Annotated in this window: 20 protein-coding genes; 8 read left to right on the top strand and 12 right to left on the bottom strand. The window is 43.2% G+C overall.

Annotated features, from left to right (window positions below):
- Positions 1-65: 65 nt before the first annotated feature.
- Together ACF8CV_RS15535 and ACF8CV_RS15540 are read left to right on the top strand one after the other, a co-directional pair.
- Positions 66-758 carry a TVP38/TMEM64 family protein gene (locus ACF8CV_RS15535; protein ID WP_208871028.1) on the top strand — a complete coding sequence of 231 codons (693 nt, stop codon included), beginning with the start codon at positions 66-68 and terminating at the stop codon, positions 756-758.
- On the top strand, positions 758-1,078 hold the full coding sequence (locus tag ACF8CV_RS15540; RefSeq protein WP_020840338.1) for a putative signal transducing protein: 321 nt from the start codon (positions 758-760) through the stop codon (positions 1,076-1,078). The genes ACF8CV_RS15535 and ACF8CV_RS15540 overlap by 1 nt, the downstream gene beginning before the upstream one ends.
- 41 nt (positions 1,079-1,119) lie before the next feature.
- On the opposite strand, the gene ACF8CV_RS15545 is transcribed toward ACF8CV_RS15540, so the two are convergent.
- The 4 genes from ACF8CV_RS15545 to topA all read right to left on the bottom strand — a co-directional run bounded on the left by ACF8CV_RS15545 (position 1,120) and on the right by topA (position 7,937).
- Positions 1,120-1,923 (bottom strand): alpha/beta fold hydrolase, encoded by an 804-nt coding sequence (locus ACF8CV_RS15545; RefSeq protein ID WP_025629061.1) that lies wholly within the window; start codon positions 1,921-1,923, stop codon positions 1,120-1,122.
- A 122-nt stretch (positions 1,924-2,045) separates the two neighbouring features.
- Entirely contained in the window at positions 2,046-3,503 is a 1,458-nt protein-coding gene (glgA, locus tag ACF8CV_RS15550; protein ID WP_025621962.1) for a glycogen synthase GlgA, read from the bottom strand.
- Positions 3,493-4,710, bottom strand: a complete 1,218-nt coding sequence (glgC, locus tag ACF8CV_RS15555; RefSeq protein WP_023585404.1) for a glucose-1-phosphate adenylyltransferase — start codon at positions 4,708-4,710, stop codon at positions 3,493-3,495. The genes glgA and glgC overlap by 11 nt, the downstream gene beginning before the upstream one ends.
- A 596-nt stretch (positions 4,711-5,306) precedes the next feature.
- Positions 5,307-7,937, bottom strand: a complete 2,631-nt coding sequence (gene topA, locus ACF8CV_RS15560) for a type I DNA topoisomerase (RefSeq protein WP_069505358.1) — start codon at positions 7,935-7,937, stop codon at positions 5,307-5,309.
- Positions 7,938-8,402: 465 nt separating this feature from the next.
- Here topA and ACF8CV_RS15565 point away from each other — a divergent pair, with 465 nt between their 5' ends.
- Complete coding sequence (locus tag ACF8CV_RS15565) at positions 8,403-8,651, top strand: YciN family protein (protein ID WP_005495879.1); 249 nt, start codon at positions 8,403-8,405, stop codon at positions 8,649-8,651.
- Positions 8,652-8,708: 57 nt separating this feature from the next.
- Here the strand turns inward: ACF8CV_RS15565 and aroA are convergent, their stop codons facing one another.
- Both aroA and ACF8CV_RS15575 read right to left on the bottom strand, forming a co-directional pair.
- Entirely contained in the window at positions 8,709-9,989 is a 1,281-nt protein-coding gene (gene aroA, locus ACF8CV_RS15570) for a 3-phosphoshikimate 1-carboxyvinyltransferase (RefSeq protein ID WP_005495880.1), read from the bottom strand.
- 161 nt (positions 9,990-10,150) lie between these two features.
- On the bottom strand, positions 10,151-10,627 hold the full coding sequence (locus ACF8CV_RS15575; RefSeq protein WP_005495881.1) for a glycine zipper 2TM domain-containing protein: 477 nt from the start codon (positions 10,625-10,627) through the stop codon (positions 10,151-10,153).
- A 39-nt stretch (positions 10,628-10,666) separates the two neighbouring features.
- On the opposite strand from ACF8CV_RS15575, the gene aat reads away from it, so the two are divergent.
- The 3 genes from aat to infA all read left to right on the top strand — a co-directional run bounded on the left by aat (position 10,667) and on the right by infA (position 12,375).
- Positions 10,667-11,377 (top strand): leucyl/phenylalanyl-tRNA--protein transferase, encoded by a 711-nt coding sequence (gene aat, locus ACF8CV_RS15580; RefSeq protein ID WP_023585402.1) that lies wholly within the window; start codon positions 10,667-10,669, stop codon positions 11,375-11,377.
- Positions 11,374-12,075, top strand: a complete 702-nt coding sequence (locus ACF8CV_RS15585) for an arginyltransferase (RefSeq protein ID WP_024699955.1) — start codon at positions 11,374-11,376, stop codon at positions 12,073-12,075. Before aat ends, ACF8CV_RS15585 begins: the two co-directional genes overlap by 4 nt.
- An 81-nt stretch (positions 12,076-12,156) precedes the next feature.
- Entirely contained in the window at positions 12,157-12,375 is a 219-nt protein-coding gene (gene infA / locus ACF8CV_RS15590; protein ID WP_001040192.1) for a translation initiation factor IF-1, read from the top strand.
- A 68-nt stretch (positions 12,376-12,443) separates the two neighbouring features.
- Here infA and ACF8CV_RS15595 read toward each other — a convergent pair whose 3' ends face one another.
- The 3 genes from ACF8CV_RS15595 to clpS form a co-directional block, all read right to left on the bottom strand.
- Positions 12,444-13,484 carry a serine hydrolase gene (locus ACF8CV_RS15595; protein ID WP_138938450.1) on the bottom strand — a complete coding sequence of 347 codons (1,041 nt, stop codon included), beginning with the start codon at positions 13,482-13,484 and terminating at the stop codon, positions 12,444-12,446.
- A 132-nt stretch (positions 13,485-13,616) separates the two neighbouring features.
- A complete protein-coding gene (gene clpA / locus ACF8CV_RS15600; RefSeq protein ID WP_005495889.1) occupies positions 13,617-15,887 on the bottom strand; it encodes an ATP-dependent Clp protease ATP-binding subunit ClpA in 2,271 nt (756 codons plus the stop codon).
- A 47-nt stretch (positions 15,888-15,934) separates the two neighbouring features.
- On the bottom strand, positions 15,935-16,255 hold the full coding sequence (gene clpS / locus ACF8CV_RS15605; protein ID WP_005456259.1) for an ATP-dependent Clp protease adapter ClpS: 321 nt from the start codon (positions 16,253-16,255) through the stop codon (positions 15,935-15,937).
- Between the two features lie 699 nt (positions 16,256-16,954).
- Between clpS and cspD the strand changes: the two genes are divergently transcribed.
- The gene (gene cspD, locus ACF8CV_RS15610) at positions 16,955-17,173 is read left to right on the top strand and encodes a cold shock domain-containing protein CspD (RefSeq protein WP_005456215.1); all 219 of its coding nucleotides are present in this window, start codon (positions 16,955-16,957) and stop codon (positions 17,171-17,173) included.
- Between the two features lie 130 nt (positions 17,174-17,303).
- On the opposite strand, the gene ACF8CV_RS15615 is transcribed toward cspD, so the two are convergent.
- Positions 17,304-19,529, bottom strand: coding sequence for an NADP-dependent isocitrate dehydrogenase (locus tag ACF8CV_RS15615; protein ID WP_005456197.1), 2,226 nt, complete (start codon positions 19,527-19,529; stop codon positions 17,304-17,306).
- Positions 19,530-19,840: 311 nt separating this feature from the next.
- Here ACF8CV_RS15615 and ACF8CV_RS15620 point away from each other — a divergent pair, with 311 nt between their 5' ends.
- Positions 19,841-20,539: a pseudouridine synthase gene (locus ACF8CV_RS15620; RefSeq protein WP_020840328.1), complete on the top strand. Its 699-nt coding sequence runs from the start codon at positions 19,841-19,843 to the stop codon at positions 20,537-20,539.
- A 112-nt stretch (positions 20,540-20,651) separates the two neighbouring features.
- On the opposite strand, the gene ACF8CV_RS15625 is transcribed toward ACF8CV_RS15620, so the two are convergent.
- Both ACF8CV_RS15625 and ACF8CV_RS15630 read right to left on the bottom strand, forming a co-directional pair.
- On the bottom strand, positions 20,652-21,329 hold the full coding sequence (locus tag ACF8CV_RS15625) for a DUF2057 family protein (RefSeq protein ID WP_021449332.1): 678 nt from the start codon (positions 21,327-21,329) through the stop codon (positions 20,652-20,654).
- Positions 21,330-21,405: 76 nt separating this feature from the next.
- Positions 21,406-22,431: a porin gene (locus ACF8CV_RS15630; RefSeq protein WP_138938461.1), complete on the bottom strand. Its 1,026-nt coding sequence runs from the start codon at positions 22,429-22,431 to the stop codon at positions 21,406-21,408.
- Positions 22,432-22,642: the final 211 nt, after the last annotated feature.

Consider the following 22,642-nt stretch of genomic DNA (forward strand, 5'->3'; position numbering starts at 1 on the left):
ATTGTTAAAACAATATTCAGTATGAATACTTTAAGCGGTAGCCTAGATATAGAAACGGAGCACACATGAATAAAAAACTTATCTTTGGACTGATACTTGTTGCCACCATTCTTTTGTTAGGCGCTAATTTTGGTCAATATCTAACGCTTGAAAACGCAAAAGCGCAGCAAGAAGCACTCAATTCATTCATCGAAGCCAACATCGTCTATGCCGCCACGCTGTATTTTTTAGCGTATGTTGCGATTACCGCATTTTCTATTCCCGGAGCAGCAGTGGTTACTTTGCTAGGCGCAGCGTTGTTTGGGTTTTGGTTTAGCTTACTTTTGGTTTCTTTTGCCAGTACGATCGGTGCGACCTTAGCTTTCTTGAGTAGCCGATATTTGCTTAGGGATTGGGTTCAATCGAGATTTGGGGAAAAGCTTGTTGCGATTAACCAAGGAGTAAAAAAGGATGGCGCGTTTTATCTGTTTTCTTTGCGCTTAATTCCAGTGTTCCCATTTTTCCTCATCAACCTACTGATGGGATTAACACCTATGAGCATTGCGCGCTTTTATTTAACCAGTCAAATAGGCATGCTCCCTGGTACTGCCGTTTACCTTAACGCTGGTACTCAGTTAGCAACCATTGATAGCCTTTCTGGTATCGTATCCCCGACGGTATTAGCATCTTTTGCTTTGCTGGGGCTGTTTCCAATACTCGTAAAATGGGTTATGAATAAGGTCAGACCAACCCCTACTCAGCCAAATGGCAGTATTTGATGAAAATCTTTATCGCGAAAAATCCAGCAGAAGCGCACATCGTATGTGAACTATTAAAAACTGAAGATATATGCTGTGAGGTGCGTGGCGAAGGACTTTTTGGTCTGAAAGGTGAGCTTCCTTTTGGCGATGATACTGATCCTTATGTTTGGCTATTAGATCCAGAACAACAATTGAAAGCTCACGCAATTATTGAAGCATTTAGGCAGCAGTCACAAAGAAACATATATGAAGACTGGCAATGTCCTCATTGTCTTGAACACAACGAAGGACAGTTTGGTGCGTGTTGGCAATGTGGATATCAAATTGGGGAGCCATGATCGTTCCCCTATTCTCGCATTTCAGGTGTCTATATTGATGGCTAGACGACGATACTTTGTTGCTTTATAAATTCGATAGAGTGTTGGTTAAAATCTTCAGGACGCTCTACATTGCAGACATGACCGCAGTTTGGAATTTCACGCAAGATACTGAGCTTATGCGCTGCAACCATCTCTTTCACCGGTTGGATGAACATATAGTCTCTATCACCCATCAAATACAATGTCGGTATAGGTAACTCTCTGTCTTTGAAGTACTTCATCAATGGGTTTACATCCGCGGCAAGAATAAACCAGCGTTTAAACTCTTTTTGGCACAGCTTCTTTGCTTCTCGAATAAACAAATGCCTTGATTCACGCTGACTTCGTTGCGGCATCACAATGTAGGCAAACAGCTTATACAACCACATATAAGGCAAGATATGTTTACAGAAGTTACCCAACTTAACCAAAATCTGCGAACGCGTATTCAAGCGTGTCACCGCACCGCCTAAAACCATCGAACGAACTCTTTCAGAAGACAACTCCGCTAAATTTCGAACAATGATCGTACCCAACGACATGCCAACAAAGTGCGCCGACTGGATTTTGAGGTGATCCAGCACTTTTAATATATCTTGCGTCACTTCCGTGAAGGTGTAACGACTAGTTATCAACTCTTTCAAAAGCTGATTGGATTTTCCATGTCCTCGTAAGTCGATCAGCAACAAATTAAAGTGCTGCTTATATGCTTTAATTTGTTTAAACCATATCGAAGAACTGCCACCAGCACCATGCACGAAAACAACCCACTCATTACTAGTAGGATGCAGATAGGTTTTGTGAAAAAGCAGTGGCTGAGTCATGAGTCAGTATAAGTAAGATTCTTTGTGATAGAGAGTGACAGAATCCTATCACACTCCGTAAAGCCAAGGTAATAAAGGCACCTCAATAGGTGCCTTTGGTTACACTTTTTATCAAACTTGCGTCAATTTAACGCTGAACGATAGAGTTGCAAATACGATTCTGCGGCCTTCCTCCAGCAGAAATCTTTTTGCATTGCATGCAGTTGTACTCTTTGCACTTCCGTCAGGTTTTGCGCATACAACAGCAACGCTCGCAGCATAGTAAGTAGCAGCGCTTGAGACGTCGGTTCATAAAATACAAATCCAGTAGCGTCGCAAGGGTCTACGTCGTAATCATTCACACTGTCTTTTAAGCCACCTACCCCTCTCACAATAGGCAAGGTGCCGTAAGCCATGCTGTAGATCTGATTTAAGCCACATGGTTCGAATTCAGAAGGCATTAAGAAGAAATCCGAACCAGCTTCAACTAAATGCGCGAGTTCATTGTCATACGCCTCAACAAATACAAACTTGTCGGAGAATTGCGCCGCAACCTCTTCCAATTGTGCAGCCAATACGGGATCACCCGTCCCAACAACAACGACTTGAACATCATGCTTCAAAAAATCCGCCAAAGCCGGCAGCAAGTAATGCACGCCTTTTTGCTGAGTCAAACGACAAACCATACCAAACATGGCTACGTCTTTTTCAGCAAGGTTTAGCCTCTGCTGTAATGCGCGCTTACAAGTGTTTTTACCTAGAACCATACTTTGTTTGTCGGCACTATAGTTCATTGGCAAATAAACATCAGTTTCCGGATTCCAAGCACTGTAATCGCAACCATTTAAAATTCCGACTAGATCCCCTGCTCGTTGCTGAAACTCCCATGCCATTCCATGACTGCCAAGTTCTGTCTTTAGCTCTTCAGCGTACGTTGGGCTGACTGCATTTATCTTATCGGCATTCATTACGCCAGCTTTGAGCATAGTAATATGCGTTGCACTCACCGCAGCATCGGGAACGTTTCGGCAGTGAAACTCAGGCAAACACTGTACGTCGTCATAACTAAATACGCCTTTAAAGACCGCATTATGAATTGAAATGACGCTTTTTGTATGAGCAAAAAAGGGATCATTGCCATACCTGTGCTTAAGCAAAAACGGAACCAGCCCTGTGTGCCAATCATTTGCATGGATGATATCAGGTTGAAACGCCAGCTTCGGCAACATGTCGAGACACGCAGCGCTGAAAAACGCAAAACGTTCACCATTATCAGTATACGCTTGGTTGTTCTCTGCATACATTGATGGTCGATTGAAGTACGGCTCACAATCGATCAGATAGACAGGATTGTTTCCTAACGTAAGCAATAGAACTCGATATTCTGTATGCGGCCATGACGTTAGATTTGTTTCTAGTACAACTTCTGCGTCCGCTAATCTTTCGATACTGGTGTACGCAGGAATCGTAATTCTTACATCTTGCTGTAGGTTTTGAAGGGCTTCCGGCAGTGCCTTGGCAACATCTGCCAAGCCACCACTTTTAATAAGACCTTCAACCTCAGAAGCTACAAACAGAATGGATAAGTTGTTAGTAGCCAACTCGAGCTCCTTTCGGAATAACAACAATGCCCTCTTCCGACACATGGAAATGCTTTTTATCTTCTTGAAGATTCACACCAATTTGAGTGCCAGGTGCAATATCGGCATCCTTGTCGACAATAACACGACGTAACACACAGCCTTCGCCAATTTTTACGTCACCTAATAGGATACATTCGCTAATATCACACGCGGATGCAATATTGCTGCGAAATCCAAGTACTGACTTCTCGATACGAGAACCACGAACATAGCTGCCATTACATACCAAGCTATCGATGATCTGCACTCGACCATTGTCTGAATCGGTAAACGTTGCAGGTGGCAATGGTGGGTAATAGGTATGAAGAGGCCACTTACGGTTGTACAAAGAGAATGGCGCGTCTTTTTCCAATAGATCCATGTGCGCTTGCCAGTACGCATCAATCGTACCCACATCACGCCAGTAAACCTCTTCTTTCTCACCACTGATTCTGTTGGTGCTGAAGTCATAGACAAAAACGTCACCACGAGGGAACATTTTCGGGATGATATCTTTACCAAAATCATGAGAAGAAGCTTCATTGTCTGCATCTTCCACGAGTTCAGAAAATAGAACTTGTGCTTCGAATACGTAGTTCCCCATCGAGACTAACGCGAAATCTGGTTCTCCAGGAATCGATTTTGGATTAACGGGTTTTTCCTCAAAGCCAATCATTCTGCCTTCAGCATCAACCTCTATTACACCAAACTGAGAAGCTTCTTTTAGTGGCATGCGCAGTGCAGACACCGTCAATGACGCCTTCTTCTCCGTATGGAAGTTCAGCATCTGCTTGATGTCCATCTTGTAAATGTGGTCAGAGCCAAAGATACAAACCTGATCCGGTTCTTCGAGCTCCATAAAACGTAGGTTTTGATAGATAGCATCTGCAGTGCCTTCATACCAACGCTTACCCGTACGCATTTGCGCAGGAATTGGGTCAATAAAGCGATCAGTAATACCATTAATATTCCACCCTTTTTTCAAGTGATGGAAAAGTGACTGAGATTTAAATTGAGTAAGGACATAAATGCGCATCAAATCCGCATTTACAAAGTTGTTTAGAGCGAAATCAATCAGCCGATAACTTCCACCAAAAGGTACCGAAGGTTTACTACGGGATTCAGTTAAAGGTCTCAAACGAGAGCCTTCACCGCCAGCAAGAATCATTCCCAAAACACCAGCCATTCGTTGTTCTCCATATCGTTATAGCTTGGATTTAGTACTCACTTGAATGAGTAAAACTCGGGGAGTCAAGCGAATACATTGTTGCACCTACACCTGAGCCTCTATTGAGCCCTTGCAGTGTAGATAAAAAAGCTATTGCATTTTCCAGTATGCAAATATTCAAATTGTTCTTATTTTTTGACGCTAAATAAATGCATACAATTGCACTAATTTTGTAATAAATTATCCAACCAGAATCTAAATTACAATTTTTAATATGCCGTTCTGTGTTGCATACAAAGGTTACTTGCTCAAGACGATATCCAGATCACACAAGGCCAAGTAAGCGATTACATTGTGAAAACAATTTACGAACGCGTTAACTACAGTTCATGTTTGAAATACCAAGATATAACAAATGTGTGAATATAAAATGAATAGTTCAACTGAATGTTGTTTACAGAAAAGACACTTGTAGATTCATACAAAACAAATCGCTAAAAGTGGGAAAACAGAGCTTAAAAACGGTAGGGAAAGGAGCAGATGGAAACCCGCTTAGACAGGTGGATATAAAAATAAAGGCAGCTTATTTGCTGCCTTTATTTTACAAGTTGAGCTTAAGCTTTCGCTTTTTTACGTTTATCAGTGACTTCCCACTTACCATCAACGTAAAGTGCAGTCCAACCACTTGGTTTACCGTCGTCTTCTGAACGAACATAGTTCTCTTTCGTCTTACGGCTAAAGCGAACCACGGCTGGGCGACCATCTGGATCCTCTTGAGGAGCCGTTGTTAGGTACTTAAACTTCTCTGGTAGACGCTCTTCAAAACGCGCCAGTTCAGAGACTAGAGGTGCTCTTGTTTCACGCGATTTAGGGAAGTTGCTTGCCGCCATAAATAGGCCAGAAGCACCATCACGAAGCACGAAGTACGCATCTGAGTTTTCACATGGCAATTCAGGGAAGTGCACAGGATCTTCTTTAGGTGGCGCTACTTCACCGTTCTTCAGGATTTTACGGGTGTTCTTACAAGTTTCACTCGTACAATCCATGTATTTACCAAAGCGGCCGTTCTTAAGCACCATGTCTGAGCCACACTTGTCACACTCAACAACAGGGCCATCGTAGCCTTTCACTTTGAATTCGCCGTACTCAACAACATAGCCTTCACAGTTCGGGTTGTTACCACAAACGTGCATCTTGCGCTTGTCATCAATCAAGTACGCGTCCATCGCAGTTTCACAGATCGGACAACGTTTTTTCGCACGAAGAGCAGCCGTTTCAACGTCTTCTTCTAAAACGTTGATAATACCTTCTTCGTCACCCAAGTTAATGGTTGTCTTACAACGTTCTTTAGGTGGCAATGCGTAACCAGAACAGCCTAAGAATACGCCTGTAGAAGCGGTACGAATACCCATAGGGCGACCACATGTCGGACACTCGATATCCGTCATCACAATGTGGTTTAGCTTCATACCACCTTCAGATTCGTCTAACTCGGCTTTTTCTAGGTCACCAGTGAAATCCGCAAAGAAGTTGTCGAGTACTGCTTTCCAGTTCACTTCACCTTCTGCGATTTGGTCCAGTTTCTGTTCCATACGCGCAGTAAAGTCGTAGTTCATTAAATCGTTGAAGCTGTCATCAAGACGGTCAGTAACAATTTCACCCATTTTTTCAGCGTAGAATCGGCGCTGATCTACTTTTACGTAGCCACGGTCTTGAATAGTAGAAATGATCGATGCGTAAGTCGAAGGACGACCAATGCCTCGTTTTTCTAACTCTTTAACCAATGCCGCTTCCGTAAAGCGCGCAGGTGGCTTTGTAAAGTGCTGTTTAGGGTCAAGTGACTCTAGGCTTAGCTTATCGCCAAGTTGTACCGCAGGAAGGATTGTGTCCTCGTTTTTGCCCATTGGACGCTGTACGCGAGTCCAACCATCAAATTTAAGGATACGACCTTTCGCTTTTAGCGTGTATTCCGCCGCTTTTACGCTGATTGTGGTTGAATCATATTCTGCAGGTGTCATTTGACACGCAACGAACTGATTCCAGATCAGTGAGTAAAGCTTGTGAGCATCCGCATCTACACCTTGCAAGTCTTCTGCTTTCACTGACACATCAGATGGACGAATCGCTTCGTGCGCTTCTTGAGCACCTTCTTTGCTGCCGTACGTTAGTGGCTTAGCTGGAAGATACTTGTCACCAAACTCTGAATCAATGAAGTCACGAACAGCATCAACTGCTTCCGCACTCAAGTTAGTCGAGTCGGTACGCATATATGTGATGTAACCCGCTTCATACAGACGCTGAGCTAACATCATGGTTTTCTTAACGCCGTAACCTAGACGGGTACTTGCCGCTTGCTGCAATGTTGATGTGATGTATGGCGCAGAAGGCTTGCTCTTCGTCGGCCGGTCTTCGCGCTTACACACTTCGTAGCTTGCGTTTTCAAGGACAGAAATGGCTGCCTTAGTTTCTGTTTCGTTAACAGGCTTAAACGCAACGCCATCTTTCTGCGCAACCAGCAGTTTGAAATCTGACTTATCTTTAGTTTTGGTATTTGCGTGAATATCCCAGAATTCTTCTGGCACAAATGCGTTGATTTCACGCTCACGTTCTACCAATAGCTTCACCGCTACAGATTGAACACGACCAGCAGACAGGCCACGTGCCACTTTCTTCCATAGCAATGGAGAAACCATGAAACCTACAACGCGGTCCATGAATCGACGAGCTTGCTGCGCATTAACGCCATCCATATTTAACTCGCCAGGAGTCTGGAAAGCTTGTTGGATAGCATTTTTAGTAATTTCGTTAAAGACTACTCGTTTGTATCGCTCTTCATCGCCACCGATGATCTCACGAAGGTGCCATGCGATTGCTTCCCCCTCGCGGTCCAAATCGGTTGCGAGATAAACGCAATCAGCATCTTTGGCTAATTTTTGTAGTTCGCTTACGACTTTTTCTTTACCCGGAAGAATCTGATAGTTCGCTTCCCAGTCATGATATGGGTTAATCCCCATTTTTTTGATCAGCGCTTTGCGATCTTTTTCTTTTTTAACGCGCGCTTTCTCTTCTGCGCTCATCCCTTTTGTTGAGATAGCTGCAGCTTTCTTCTCACCAGTGCTTTGACCAGCCGTAGGCAGATCACGCACATGACCAACACTAGACTTAACAATAAAGTCCTTACCAAGGTACTTATTTATCGTCTTTGCCTTGGCTGGAGACTCCACTATAACGAGTGATTTACCCATAACTGACTCTAACGTCCTTCATAATAATGCGGGTAGAAACCTCGTTTTAAGGTCACCCGCATAGTGTTCTATTTCATTGCTTCTTTTTTTACTATTGTGCGAGATGAAAAGAAGATCAACTGCTTTTTTGAAATTCAGATCCGATTGGTTGACAATTCATCGTCTTTATACTTCAAAGAGACAGGGGTCTGAAAGGTATTGAGCGGCATATCTAAGCAGGCAAACTTTGCTGCTGCTAATCCAATGCAATAAATTTTGTTACTCATCACAAAATATTTTCTGTCAATATGGCGCAACCTTAGGTTGTTGCGCTGAAAGCCACTTTGTATCCGCGTAACCTCAGTACTGAGTTAACCCTCGCCTCAAATCAACCAACGTGGCGATGGAATTAATCATGCAAACCCTTAAAGAATATGGGTATACTTCGCCACACTTTTTTAATTTGTAATGAATGATGAGAACGTTATGTCTGATAGAAAGTTTATTGAAGAATTCGACCTTCTTTTAATCGCAAACCAAATCATCCAAGAGCACGATGATTACATCGACGGAATGCGAGCGACAAGCGTAGAAGAAAAAGACGGGGTTTTGGTATTTAAAGGTGAGTACTTCCTTGATGACAAAGGCTTACCAACCGCAAATACTACGGCAGTATTCAATATGTTCAAATACTTAGCCCATCACCTTTCTAAAGAATTTACGCTGATTAAATAACAGCAAATTAAGACAAGAAAGCCAGAGCATCATCGCTCTGGCTTTTCAGTTAGAGATCTAGCAGCTCAACGCTTTAAGCTTGTCGAAATAATCCGGGAATGTTTTGGACGTACATTTCGGGTCATTAATCGTCACTGGTGTATCGCTTAACGCCACCAGAGAAAAGCACATCGCCATACGATGATCATCGTAGGTATCAATAGCCGCATGTTTAAGGTGAGGTACTGGTTTAACGATGATGTAATCCTCACCTTCTTCCACTTCCGCACCAACTTTACGAAGCTCTGTTGCCATTGCAGACAAACGATCGGTTTCTTTTACACGCCAGTTATAAACATTGCGAATTGCCGTGGTACCTTCAGCAAACAAAGCCGTCGTCGCGATGGTCATTGCTGCATCTGGAATATGGTTGTAATCCATATCGATGCCCTTAAGCTTCCCGACGCGGGAAATAACGTAATCATCGCCCCATTCAATCTCTGCGCCCATTTTTTCTAGCGCATCAGCAAATTGAATATCACCTTGGATGCTATTTTTACCGATGCCAGTTACTTTGACTTCACCACCTTTGATTGCAGCCGCCGCTAAAAAGTAAGAGGCCGACGAAGCATCCCCTTCCACAAGAAAATCACCAGGCGCAACATAGTGCTGACCAGCTGGAATCACAAACTCTTGATAGTCGTTGTTGATCACTTCGACACCGAACTGCTTCATGATATGCAGCGTAATATCAATGTAAGGCTTTGATACCAAATCACCTTCAATCTTAATACGCACTTCGCCTTCGGCAAGTGGTGCAGACATCAAAAAAGCCGTGAGAAACTGACTAGAAATAGAACCATCAATCGACACTGTGCCTGCTTTCAGACCAGTACCGACAATCTTTAGTGGTGGGTAGTTTGTGTTTTCCAGATATTCAATATCTGCTCCCGCCTCTTGCAATGCAGTCACAAGATGACCAATTGGTCGTTCTTTCATACGAGGCTCGCCAGTAAGCACATATTCACCTTGGCCAACACAAAGTGCGGCTGCTAAAGGTCGCATGGCTGTGCCCGCATTGCCCAGAAAGAGCTCGACAGGTTCTGATACTGAGAACGGACGACCAAGGCCTTCAACCACACATTCTGTTTTATCTGCAGATAATGTGTACTTCACGCCTAGTTTAGTGAGTGCGTTTAGCATGTGACGAATGTCGTCACTATCGAGAAGGTTGGTGAGACGAGTCGTCCCCTTTGCTAATGCAGCGAGTAAAAGTGCTCGATTAGAAACACTTTTGGAACCAGGAAGGTTCACTTCCCCTTGAATTTTATTGATCGGTTGTAACGTTAGGCTTTCCATTAAAAGTTGATAATCCTTTGTGCTCTCAATTCACGCTGTTGTGAGAGCTAAACAATTCTTCGTGGATTCAGACTAACGAAAAAACCAGCACAAAACCAGAGCAAATCTGCGCTAATTTCTGAATAATTAGTCAACGATAAAATTGACGCTAAAACACCCACTCAGTACGCTAAATCTACGCGCACTCCATCATCGAAATATAAGATACGAACTTCATCCCCTCGGCTAAACAGCATATTTTTATCAACATCCTGAATAACGTTGATCAGTTTATCGCCTTTAACTTTAATTAACAGTTCAACCAACTTATATTCAACTGTGTATTGATAATTACTTTGGTTTTGAGCAACCGCAGCGCCAGCCAGTGCGCCAACTGCTGTGGCTACCTCTTTACCCGTGCCACCACCAAACTGGTTGCCAACTAAACCACCAATGGTTGCCCCTAATAGGGTTTTCCAACCGTTGCTTTTTGATTGCACAACTTCTTGTTGAGTGATGTAACGCACTGAATCTATCTTCCCGTACACCACTTCATTCACTGGTTTTGCGACATTCCTTTGGTACGCTGCATTGGCGAAAAGGGGTAAAAACAGTATGATCCAAGGACATACTTTCAAAAATTTTCTAACTCGAGTCATCACAAGTTCCTCTGGTTCGATATTGGTCAGTACTTTTCTATGGCAATCTATTTAACTGAACTCGATTCAACGTTCAACTTCCCATCCCCTTACGAAGCTCTGTCAGATCCCAATGGTCTGTTGGCTTTTGGCGGAGACTTAGATCCACATAGAATTTTGAGTGGCTACTACCAAGGTATTTTCCCTTGGTATGGTCCAGGAGAACCCATTTTATGGTGGAGTCCTTCGCCACGTGCGGTGTTTGATCCTTTAACGTTTAAGCCATCAAAAAGTCTTAAAAAGTTTCAGCGCAAGCATCAATATAAAGTCACTATAAATCAAGCGACTGAGCGCGTCATTCAACTTTGCTCGTCGACCCGGCCAGCAGATGAAACATGGCTGAATGAAGAGATGCAAGCGGCTTATATTCAGCTATCCAACCTAGGGCATTGCCACTCAGTAGAAGTATGGCATGACAACACGCTTGTTGGCGGTTTATACGGCATTAGCGTGGGTCAACTTTTTTGTGGTGAGTCCATGTTCAGTTTGAAAGACAACGCATCAAAAATCGCATTGTGGTATTTGTGTTCGCATTTGGCGTCAAAGCATGGTCAATTAATAGATTGTCAGGTGATGAACCCGCACTTGGCATCCCTCGGCGCATTTGAGCTTGACCGAGACGAGTTCATACAAAAGCTACTATCTTTAAGAGAAAAGCAAACGGCTTCTGACACCTTTACGCCCCAAGTTTTGCAGGATTCAGAATCATGAGCACAGATCTACAACACATTCGAATTGGGTTAACCAACAACCATCCTTGTAGCTATTTACCGGAGCGACAAGAGCGTGTTGCGGTGGCATTGGACGCTGAATTACATACTGAACAAAACTATCAACTATTGATGGCTAATGGCTTTCGTCGCAGCGGAGATACAATATACAAACCACATTGCGAGCGTTGCCATGCTTGCCAACCTATTCGCATATCGATACCTGATTTCGTACTATCTAGAAGTCAAAAACGACTGCTCAGTAAAGCCAAAAATCTGCGTTGGGAGATGAAAACGGAGATGGACGCCGAGTGGTTTGAGCTCTACAGCCGTTACATTTGCAAGCGACACAAAAACGGTACCATGTACCCTCCCAAGCGAGATGAGTTCTCACGTTTTGCACAAACGACTTGGCTGACAACGTTGTTCTTGCACATCTATGATGAATCAAATCAACTACTTGGTGTAGCGGTGACTGATGTGATGACACAATGTTCTAGCGCGTTTTATACGTTTTTTGATCCAGACTACCCACTTTCACTCGGTACACTAGCGGTGCTGTACCAAGTGAACTACTGCCAACAAAATAACGAGCAGTGGCTATATTTGGGTTATCAGATTGATGAATGTCCAGCAATGAACTACAAAACGCGTTTTCAACGCCACCAAAGGCTAGTAAATCAGCGTTGGCAAGGGTAGAATACGCCCCAACTTTACATAATTCCTATTTAGCGGCACAATAACGCTCGCTAATATTGCCTAATTTCTAAAGAGGATTAAATGGCTAAAGAAGACGTAATCGAGATGCAAGGTACTGTCCTTGACACTCTACCAAACACTATGTTCCGTGTTGAACTTGAAAACGGTCACGTTGTGACTGCTCACATCTCTGGCAAGATGCGCAAGAACTACATCCGTATCCTAACGGGTGACAAAGTAACTGTAGAGATGACTCCATACGACCTATCAAAAGGCCGCATCGTCTTCCGCGCTCGTTAATCTTTGATTTTCGGATGCAAATAAAAAACGGAGCATTTTTGCTCCGTTTTTTATTTGTAAACATTGAATTAAAGTAACTCGGCCAATTGCTGGATCAGAGTTAACACTGGTCGAGATCTTGTTTCGTAGTTCCCAGCGGTCGTGACAATCACTGCATTTTTGTTCGGAATGGCAACAATGTACTGCTCCCCTATCCCTACAGCCGCAACGCCATTCTCAACGTTAGAAACCTGCCAAAAATGTAACCCATACCCCATCTCATACGAATAGAACTTACTCTTTCTGAGTTCATTCAACCATTCTTCACCAACAATTTTCGTTCCGTTGTATTGTCCTTTGTTCAGCCACATCAAGCCAAACTTACCCATATCTCGCGATGTTAGACGTAAGCCCCAATCTGCTCCTGCTTCGCCACTGCCAATGTTTGGCAGCCACTGATACTCTTCAATACCTAAAGGGGAAAAAATCTTCTCTTTCATTACTTTCGTAAATGATTGCCCATATACTTTTTCAATCACTTTAGAAAGACCAACTGTAGAAAGACCGCTGTACGCGAACTTTGTTCCTGGATCAAAAGCTAATTGAGTGGAAAGAAACTGCTGTTTTAAGTCCTTCGCATTGTAATGACGAGAAAAAATGTTGCCTTGTCCATATGGTACGGACAATTCATCCAATGCGTAGCCTGTGGACATATTTAGAACATCTCGTAATGTTATCGCTAGCTTCGCCTTTCTATCTGGCTCGGTATACTCAGGAAAGAAATCAAATATTGACGTATCTAACCCTTCGATTTTGCCTTCATCAATAGCGATGAAAATCAGCGTAGCGACAAAGGATTTCGTGATAGAATGCACGTTATGCACAACCTCTTGCCCGACAGGCACATTTGGTGTTTGACGATTACCGTCAAGCCCACCACCTTGACGATACAGCTCCAACGTTAACTGGTTATCTTGCCACACTAGTAAGCTATGCAGGTTTGCTGCTTGTCCTTGTTCTACTCGCTGAATGATAGGATCAAACTCTGGCTTACTCGCCTCAACAACTACTGCGTGTTTATCACACCCTACGAGTAGGATAAGCAACCACGCTATGATGAAAGTTTTCATGCTTCCTCTTTATTTCTCAATATGCACAGCCATGAATAAAACAGAAATAAAGAGATGAGTCTTCGTGCTAGACAGATATAAAAAAAGCGTGCGACCAATCGCACGCTTTTGATTTGAAATTTACGACAAACGTTAGTGCATTGCTGCTTCTTTCTCACTCAAATATTCAAATTCAAGCGCATCATTTACTAACGACACTTTCACCGTACCACCATCAACAAGTGATCCGAACAACAGTTCATTTGCCAATGGTTTCTTCAATTGCTCTTGGATTACACGGCCCATTGGACGTGCCCCCATCGCTTTGTCATAACCTTTATGTGCTAACCAATGGCGAGCATCTTGCGATACTTCCATGGATACTCCGCGAGCATCCAACTGGACTTGAAGCTCGACAATAAACTTATCAACCACTTGATGGATAACACTTTCATCTAGGCTATTAAACCAGATGATATTATCAAGACGGTTACGGAACTCCGGAGTGAACACCTTCTTAATTTCTGCCATGGCATCGTGACTATGATCTTGTTGGATTAAACCGATCGATTTCTTCTCAGTTTCAGCCACACCCGCGTTAGTGGTCATCACAAGGATCACGTTACGGAAGTCGGCCTTGCGACCATTGTTGTCCGTCAGCGTACCGTTATCCATCACTTGCAGTAACAAATTAAAGATATCTGGGTGCGCTTTCTCAATCTCATCCAACAAAACAACGGAATGAGGATGCTTAATAACGGCATCGGTTAACAAGCCACCTTGATCATAACCAACATAACCTGGAGGAGCACCAATTAAGCGGCTCACAGAGTGACGCTCACCATACTCAGACATATCAAAACGAAGCAGTTCAATACCCAGCAGTTTCGATAGCTGAACAGTTACCTCGGTTTTACCCACACCAGTAGGCCCTGCAAACAAGAACGAACCCACAGGCTTGTTATCTACGCCCAAACCAGCACGAGACAGTTTGATAGCCTCCGAAAGCGCATCAATAGCGTTGTCTTGACCAAAGACTAGCATCTTCATTTTGCCATCAAGATTCTTCAAGATGTCTTTGTCAGATGAAGACACCGACTTCTCTGGAATTCGAGCCATTTTTGCAACCATGGCTTCAATATCAGCCACGCCAACCGTCTTCTTACGACGACTTGCTGGAGCTAATCGACTACGAGCACCGGCTTCATCAATAACGTCAATCGCTTTGTCAGGTAGATGACGCTCGTTGATGTACTTCGCAGACAGCTCTACGGCTGCACGCAGTGCTTTGTTGGTGTAACGCACTTCGTGGTGAGCTTCGTACTTTGGTTTCAAGCCCATCAGGATCTTGGTTGTATCGTCCAGAGACGGTTCGACAACGTCGATTTTTTGGAAGCGACGAGATAGCGCACGCTCTTTTTCGAAAATATTGCTGTACTCTTGGTAGGTAGTTGAACCAATACAGCGCAACTTACCGCTACTTAGTAGAGGTTTAATCAAGTTTGCCGCATCGACTTGGCCACCAGACGCTGCACCAGCACCGATAATAGTATGGATCTCATCAATGAACAGGATGGCATCTTCTTCTTTTTCAAGCTGCTTCAAAATCGATTTGAAACGTTTCTCGAAATCACCACGATACTTAGTGCCTGCTAGCAGCGAACCGATATCAAGTGAGTAGATAACGCTATTTTGAATCACCTCAGGCACTTGGCCTTCAACAATTCTCCAAGCTAGGCCTTCTGCAATTGCCGTTTTACCCACACCGGCTTCACCAACGAGCAATGGGTTGTTCTTACGACGACGACATAGAACTTGGATCGTACGTTCTAGCTCTTTGTCACGGCCAATTAATGGATCAATATTACCGGCCTTCGCCACTTGGTTGAGGTTTGTTGCAAAGCTTTCTAAACGCTCATCGGAACCTGTCTCTTCGACACTATCCGAGCTAAACGAATCTGAAGAAGATGGATCTTCTCCGGCGCCAGAAGCTTTCGTAATACCGTGGGAGATAAAGTTGACAATATCTAAGCGAGAAATGTCGTTTTTCTTCAATAAATAAGCGGCGTGCGACTCTTGTTCGCTAAAGATTGCGACCAATACATTAGCACCCGTTACTTCGTTGCGACCAGACGACTGAACATGGAAAACCGCGCGTTGCAATACACGTTGAAAGCTCAAAGTCGGCTGGGTTTCGCGCGTCTCATCACTTTCAGGGATAAGCGGCGTAGTTTGATCGATGAATATATCGAGCTCATTGCGCAAAGCATCGAGGTCTGCTTTGCAGGCTAAAAGGGCTTCCTTAGCTGCATCGTTTTCCAACAATGCAAGTAGGAGGTGTTCGACAGTCATAAACTCGTGACGTTTGTCTCTTGCACGAGCAAATGCACCGTTAAGGCTTGACTCTAGTTCTTTATTTAGCATAAGTACCTCCCGAAAAAACAACTTGGGTTGTTCGAGCAAGTCTTCTTCTACGCTTGCTCCATAGTACAAAGTAGCGGATGTTCATTTTCCCTTGCGTACATCGTAACTTGCGCTACTTTTGTTTCGGCAATTTCTGCGCTGTAAGTTCCACAGACTGCCTTTCCTTCATAGTGCACTTTGAGCATGATTTGTGTTGCTTTATCAATATCATGTGAAAAGAATCGCTCAAGTACCTCTATGACGAAATCCATAGGTGTATAGTCATCATTATTGAGTACAACGTTATACAGCTTAGGTGGCTGAACTTTTGTACTTTCTCGCTCCAGAAGATCAGAGTCCGGAGTGACCCATTCAAAATTTTTACTCATGGCAATTTAAAGATATCGTATCAAAGGGTTGATGTTTTCGACCTATAAAAACAATCTACCACAAGCATGCTGTGCGGTGTAGTGAGATGTGGCACCGATTTAGAACTTTGATAGATAAAAGTTGCTACCTAATATAGAGACTAATCCACGTCTCGCGGGCGCGCAAATAAAAGATGGTTATCGATAAGCCCTGAACTTTTACTCAAAAATCACTCTCTTTTCTCACTAACGAACAGAATCTGACCAACGCTAATTTCTGTGTTAGATCACACTTCCTCACTGAGAAAAGGTTATTTATCACGAAAACTTCATTTTTTATTCAATCCGATGATTTCACTATCATAAGCAACACCAACAGTATGGATTTTTCGTAACCCGTCGCTTTTTGGTCTAAATATCTAAACTTCGGTGTACGTCCAAAAAACAGTTTGCAAAATTGTTAATCTCAAAAGTGATTTGTTTTCAATTATGTTTCCGTTTGTTGCTCGACACTATTGACTGTATGGATTCATTGACTACAGTGGAAAGTATTGATGCATAAATCCTCATTCTGGATCAGTTTGAATTTAAGCAACTTGGTGAATGTGATTCTGTATCAATGAGACGTTTGTTAGCGGTCGCTAACAGTAGTACCAAGTTAAAGGTATAACTTGGTTGTTGTAACAACATCAGTAAAAAATGCATGAGGGATGTATAAGCATGGCTACAGGTACAGTAAAGTGGTTTAACAATGCCAAAGGATTTGGGTTTATCTGTTCAGACGAAGAGGAAGGAGACATCTTTGCCCACTACTCAACTATCCAAATGGACGGTTATCGTACACTGAAAGCAGGCCAACAAGTCTCTTACGAGATTGAAAAAGGTCCAAAGGGTTGCCACGCAAGTAGCGTTGTGCCAATTGAAGCCCAAGCCAAGTAAATTGAGTGCTGTCGTAGAAACCATTGCTCTCACATAGCTTAAACCTTTGTGAAGAGAAAAATAAACCCGCCAATTAAGCGGGTTTCTTATTATCTGAAAAACACGCCGCTCACGACGTGTCATCCGCAGATTACTTGTCGATGATTGCGTTAAACGTTTCGCTTGGACGCATCAATTTAGAAACTAAAGCATCGTCTAGTAAGTAGTAACCACCTAGCTCACCTTTCACGCCTTGAGCACTATTAAGTTCTGCAACAATCTTCTCTTCTTGCTCAGCAAGAGATTTTGCAATAGGTGCAAATTCAGTGGCTAAGTCTGCATCCACAGTTTGCTCTGCCAATGCTTTCGCCCAGTACAGTGCTAAGTAGAAGTGGCTACCACGGTTATCCAACTCACCTACTTTACGTGATGGCGATTTATTTTTGTCTAGGAATTCACCCGTTGCTTTGTCTAGTGTATCGGCTAGAACTTGCGCTTTAGCATTGCCAGTTACTGAGCTTAAATGCTCTAGAGAAGCAGCTAATGCTAAGAACTCGCCTAGAGAATCCCAACGAAGGTGGTTTTCTTTCTCAACTTGTTGAACGTGTTTTGGAGCAGAACCACCAGCACCGGTTTCAAACAGGCCACCGCCGTTCATCAACGGAACGATTGAGAGCATTTTAGCGGATGTACCCAGTTCCAAAATTGGGAACAAGTCTGTTAGGTAGTCACGAAGTACGTTACCCGTTACAGAAATGGTATCTAGACCAGCTTTCATTCGTTCTAATGAGTATTTACATGCTTCTACTGGAGCAAGAATCTTAATTTCTAGACCTGTCGTATCGTGATCTGGCAGGTATGCATTGACCTTTTTAATAAGCTCTGCATCGTGTGCGCGGTTTTCATCTAGCCAAAATACAGCTGGAACGCCTGTCGCACGTGCGCGAGTCACTGCAAGTTTCACCCAATCTTGAATTGGCGCGTCTTTTACCTGACACATACGGAAGATGTCACCCTCTTCTACCGCCTGTTCAAGCAGCACTGCGCCAGAAGCATCAACAACACGTACTGTACCTGCTGCATCTAGGATAAACGTCTTATCGTGAGAACCGTACTCTTCTGCTTTTTGAGCCATCAAACCCACGTTTGGTACGCTGCCCATTGTTGTCGGGTCAAATGCGCCGTGCTCTTTACAGAAATCGATAACTGCTTGGTAGATACCTGCATAGCAGCGATCTGGGATCATCGCTTTAGTATCTTTTTGCTTGCCGTCAGGACCCCACATTTGGCCAGAAGAACGCAACATTGCTGGCATAGATGCATCGACAATGATGTCGCTTGGGACATGCAGGTTCGTGATGCCACGATCCGAATCAACCATCGCAAGTTCAGGCTGAGTTTGGTAAACCGCCTGAATTGCCGCTTCAATCTCTTCTTTCTGTGCTGCTGGTAGTGACTCGATTTTCGAGTAAACATCACCAAGACCATTATTTACATCAACGCCAAGCTCTTCGAATAACTTACCGTATTTAGCAAAAACGTCTTTGTAGTACACTTTTACAGCGTGACCGAAGATAACCGGGTCAGAAACCTTCATCATCGTCGCTTTCATGTGTAGAGAAAGCAGTACGTCTTGCTCTTTCGCATCTGCGATTTCTTTTTCGAAGAACTCAACCAATGCTTTTTTCTTCAGTACAGAGCTATCAATAACTTCTTTGTCTAACAGTGGGAAAGCAGATTTTAGCTCTTTTACAGAGCCATCTGCGCCAACAAACTCGATTTTTACTTCTGTTGCGCCAGAAATGGTTGTTGATTTCTCGCTACCAAAGAAATCGTCACCCGCCATGCTTGATACATGGGATTTAGAGTCTGATGACCATGCGCCCATTGAGTGTGGGTTTTTCTTTGCATAGTTCTTAACAGAAAGTGGCGCACGACGGTCAGAGTTGCCTTCACGAAGTACTGGGTTTACCGCACTGCCCTTAATCTTATCGTAAGCCGATTTAATCGCTTTTTCTTCGTAAGTACTTGGCTCTTCTGGGTAGTTTGGTAGGTCGTAACCTTTAGCTTGAAGCTCTTTGATTGCGGCTTTTAGCTGAGGAATAGAAGCCGAAATGTTTGGCAACTTGATGATATTTGCTTCTGGTGTTTGTGCGAGTTCGCCCAGCTCAGTTAACGCGTCGCCAATGCGTTGCTCTTCTTTTAAGTGCTCTGGGAAGTTAGCGATAATTCGACCCGCTAGTGAAATATCACGAGTATCTACGTTGATGCCAGACGATGCAGTAAACGATTGAATGATTGGTAGTAATGAATAAGTTGCTAGCGCCGGTGCTTCATCAGTGATGGTGTAGATAATGGTAGGTTTTTCTGTAGGCATGAAATTTCCCTATTTTTGAATCAACTTGTTGGCTGATCAACTCAGCGTCTGAGTTGGTGTAATTGACGCATTGCTACACGTTAGTAGTGTGTATCTCCTCGCTAACGCCACATGCGGTTTGCACTCTTTCTTGTAGTTTGAAGCTCTTGGCTCTGAATCCATGAGTGCACTGATATAATTAAACAAATAACACGAAATAGTCTATTATTCTGTGCGCATTTGTTAGTTTTAGGCGCGCAAATGATAGCCGATCTTAAGAAAACTTAAAACTTTCAAACACAGTTCATTTACATTTTTGCAGGGTAGTTAACATGTCATCTCGCACAGGTCATGAAAAAGGGCGTCGTACCAGCCAATCTAAAACAGGCCATTTTAAACGTTCCGGTAAACCAAACCGTGTAGAGGATCAAACCACAAGACGCCACCCTACTCGCACAGCCAAAGCCAATAAACCTCGAGTCGACCTGCAAAATAGAAAAGTCATTATTTTCAATAAGCCTTACGATACGCTGAGCCAATTTACCGATGGTGACGGCCGTAAAACATTGGCTGACTACATTCCAGTAAAAGACGTATACGCAGCAGGTCGACTAGATAGAGACAGTGAAGGCCTAATGGTGTTAACCAATGATGGTATCCTACAAGCGAAGCTGACTCAGCCGAAATCAAAGTCGCCGAAAACGTATTGGGTACAGGTGGATGGAGCGCCACAAGAGCAAGATTTAGAGAAGTTGCGTAAAGGCGTTGAATTAAAAGATGGTATGACCTTACCCGCAAAAGTAGAAGTCATTGATGCTCCGACGATTTGGGAGAGAAACCCACCAGTTCGTTTTCGTGCAAATATTCCAACGACATGGCTAGCAATCACTATCGTTGAAGGTAGAAACCGCCAAGTAAGACGCATGACCGCTCATATCGGCTTCCCAACTTTACGCTTAGTACGCTATTCAATGGGCGACATTACCCTTGGAGACTTGCAGCCTGGCCAATGGAAAGAGATTCAGCTCTAGCCATCTTAAAACAGCACATTCCTTAAAGTAGTCAACATCAAAAAACATAAAAGCAGGCGATCGCCTGCTTTTTATATTTTTATCGTCACAAATAACAATTATTGTTGATGAATTATTGCTGTGAGATCCAGAGCTTGAATGCTTCTTGATCGGCCGGAGAAGCTTTTAGATACATAGTTTTTAGCAAGTCGACCATTTGCGTATCTTGTTGCCCAGAACCTTGAGTGCTTTCTACGGTTTTTGAAGCAGGCTCAATACCCGTCACAACTTGTTGATGCTGATTCACAGTAACATAAGTAACTGCAACACTAGCGACACCACCAGCAATATTATAACTGCGGGCTTCTTGTGGATAGTTTCGACCTATTTGAACACCCTCCGATTCGAGAGTATCTTCTACTAAATCGATTGTCTGGCCTTTAGAGTCCAATAGTTGCCACTCTAATGGAGAAATGCTCGTTTGAGCTTGGCGATACGTATTAAATTGAGGAAGCTGGAACTTAAGCTTTTCATTATTAACATCAAACTTAGCAATAATCACATCGCTATATACACTTTTAATATCGTCGCCAATTTCAAATTCAGGTTGATATTTGAAGACAATCTGATTCGTCCCATCAGGTATTTCTATTGTCTTTTCATCAGAAAAGATCCCACCTTCCAACTTAGGTTTTTCCATGTTGACAGCCAGAAGTTTAACATCTTCAGGAACCACCAGAGTTGTTGCAGCATATAGGTTTGAGCTGGCAAAAATAGACAGAGCCATCGCCACTTTAAATGATAACTGCATAGAATTTCTCATCCTTATCTTCATAGTAAAAGACCCAGCATAAAGCTGGGTCTTACAATATCAGACTGGGTTTTGATTACCAGTAGAAACGTGCACCAACACCGAAGTCAGTTTTGCTGTCAACTTTAGAGTTGTCTAGCTTAGTTTCTTCAAATACGTATGCACCTTCAGCGAATACGCGAGCCCATTTAGAGAACTTGTATTCAACACCAGCGTAGAAACGAGAGTCGTCTGCGTCAACAGTGCCAGCAACATCAGAAGAAGACATTACTAGTTCGTAACCAGAGTATAGAGTTGTCTTAGGTGCTACAGCGAACATACCCGCTAGAGAGATACCGTGAGAATCAACAGTTGAGTTAGCGTTTTTATTTTCGTTTTCGTTGTAGTAGTAAGTCGCGCCTAGAGTGTGCTCACCAAGTGCGTATTCACCAGTTACTTCAAAAGATAGGTTTTCAGTGTTGTGCGCAACATTCTTAACTGCAATCTTATTTACAGAAGAAAGTACACCAGCGTGAACAGATAGTTCACCGAAAGACTTACCTACGAATACTTCACGAACTTCTTCGTTCTTGTCTTTCTCACCTAGCGCGTAACCAGCTTTTAGCCAGAATGCATCGTTTTCGAAAGAGTATTTGATTTGAGAGTCGTTGTTCCACTCGTGTCCGTAAAGAAGAGCAGAGCCACCAAAGAAGTAAGAGTAATCAGCACCGTAAACGTCATCCGCGAAAGTACCTTCTTTACCGAAACGAAGTGTACCCATATCGCCCATGTCGAAACCGAAGATGTGACGACGAACGAATACAGTGTCATCTGTACGCTCGCTTGAATCTGCGCCTGCACCGTAGTTGTCACCAAGTGCAACACCGATTTCAACTTCACCTAGAACTTTAAGGCTATCGTTTACAACGTAAACACCGTTTACACCCATACGTGAAGAGCTAGTGTTTAGCTCTGCAGTGTGGTCTGTGCTGTCTAGGAATAGAAGAGTTGGACGTAGTTGACCGTAGAAATCTACAGAACCTTCTTCAGATTTGAATACTTCCGCTGCGTTAACTGAAGTTGCAGACGCAACTACAGCTAGTGCTACTAGAGTCTTTTTCATAATTAATCCACTGCCTTTTCTTAGTTTGGGATATCCTTTCCGAATTCCCTTTTTTATATTTTTGAGGCCACTTGTTATCGATTCGTAACAATGCATGACCTACAAAATCTGGGCACTAGATTGCAAAAGATTATTCTGCCTGTCAAATTTTCTAAATATAAATATCAAAAAATAAAAATAACCAATAAAAACAACAACTTGATTCTCTTTA

Source organism: Vibrio sp. zbq_1, assembly GCF_043102935.1.
GTDB classification, from domain to species: domain Bacteria; phylum Pseudomonadota; class Gammaproteobacteria; order Enterobacterales; family Vibrionaceae; genus Vibrio; species Vibrio parahaemolyticus.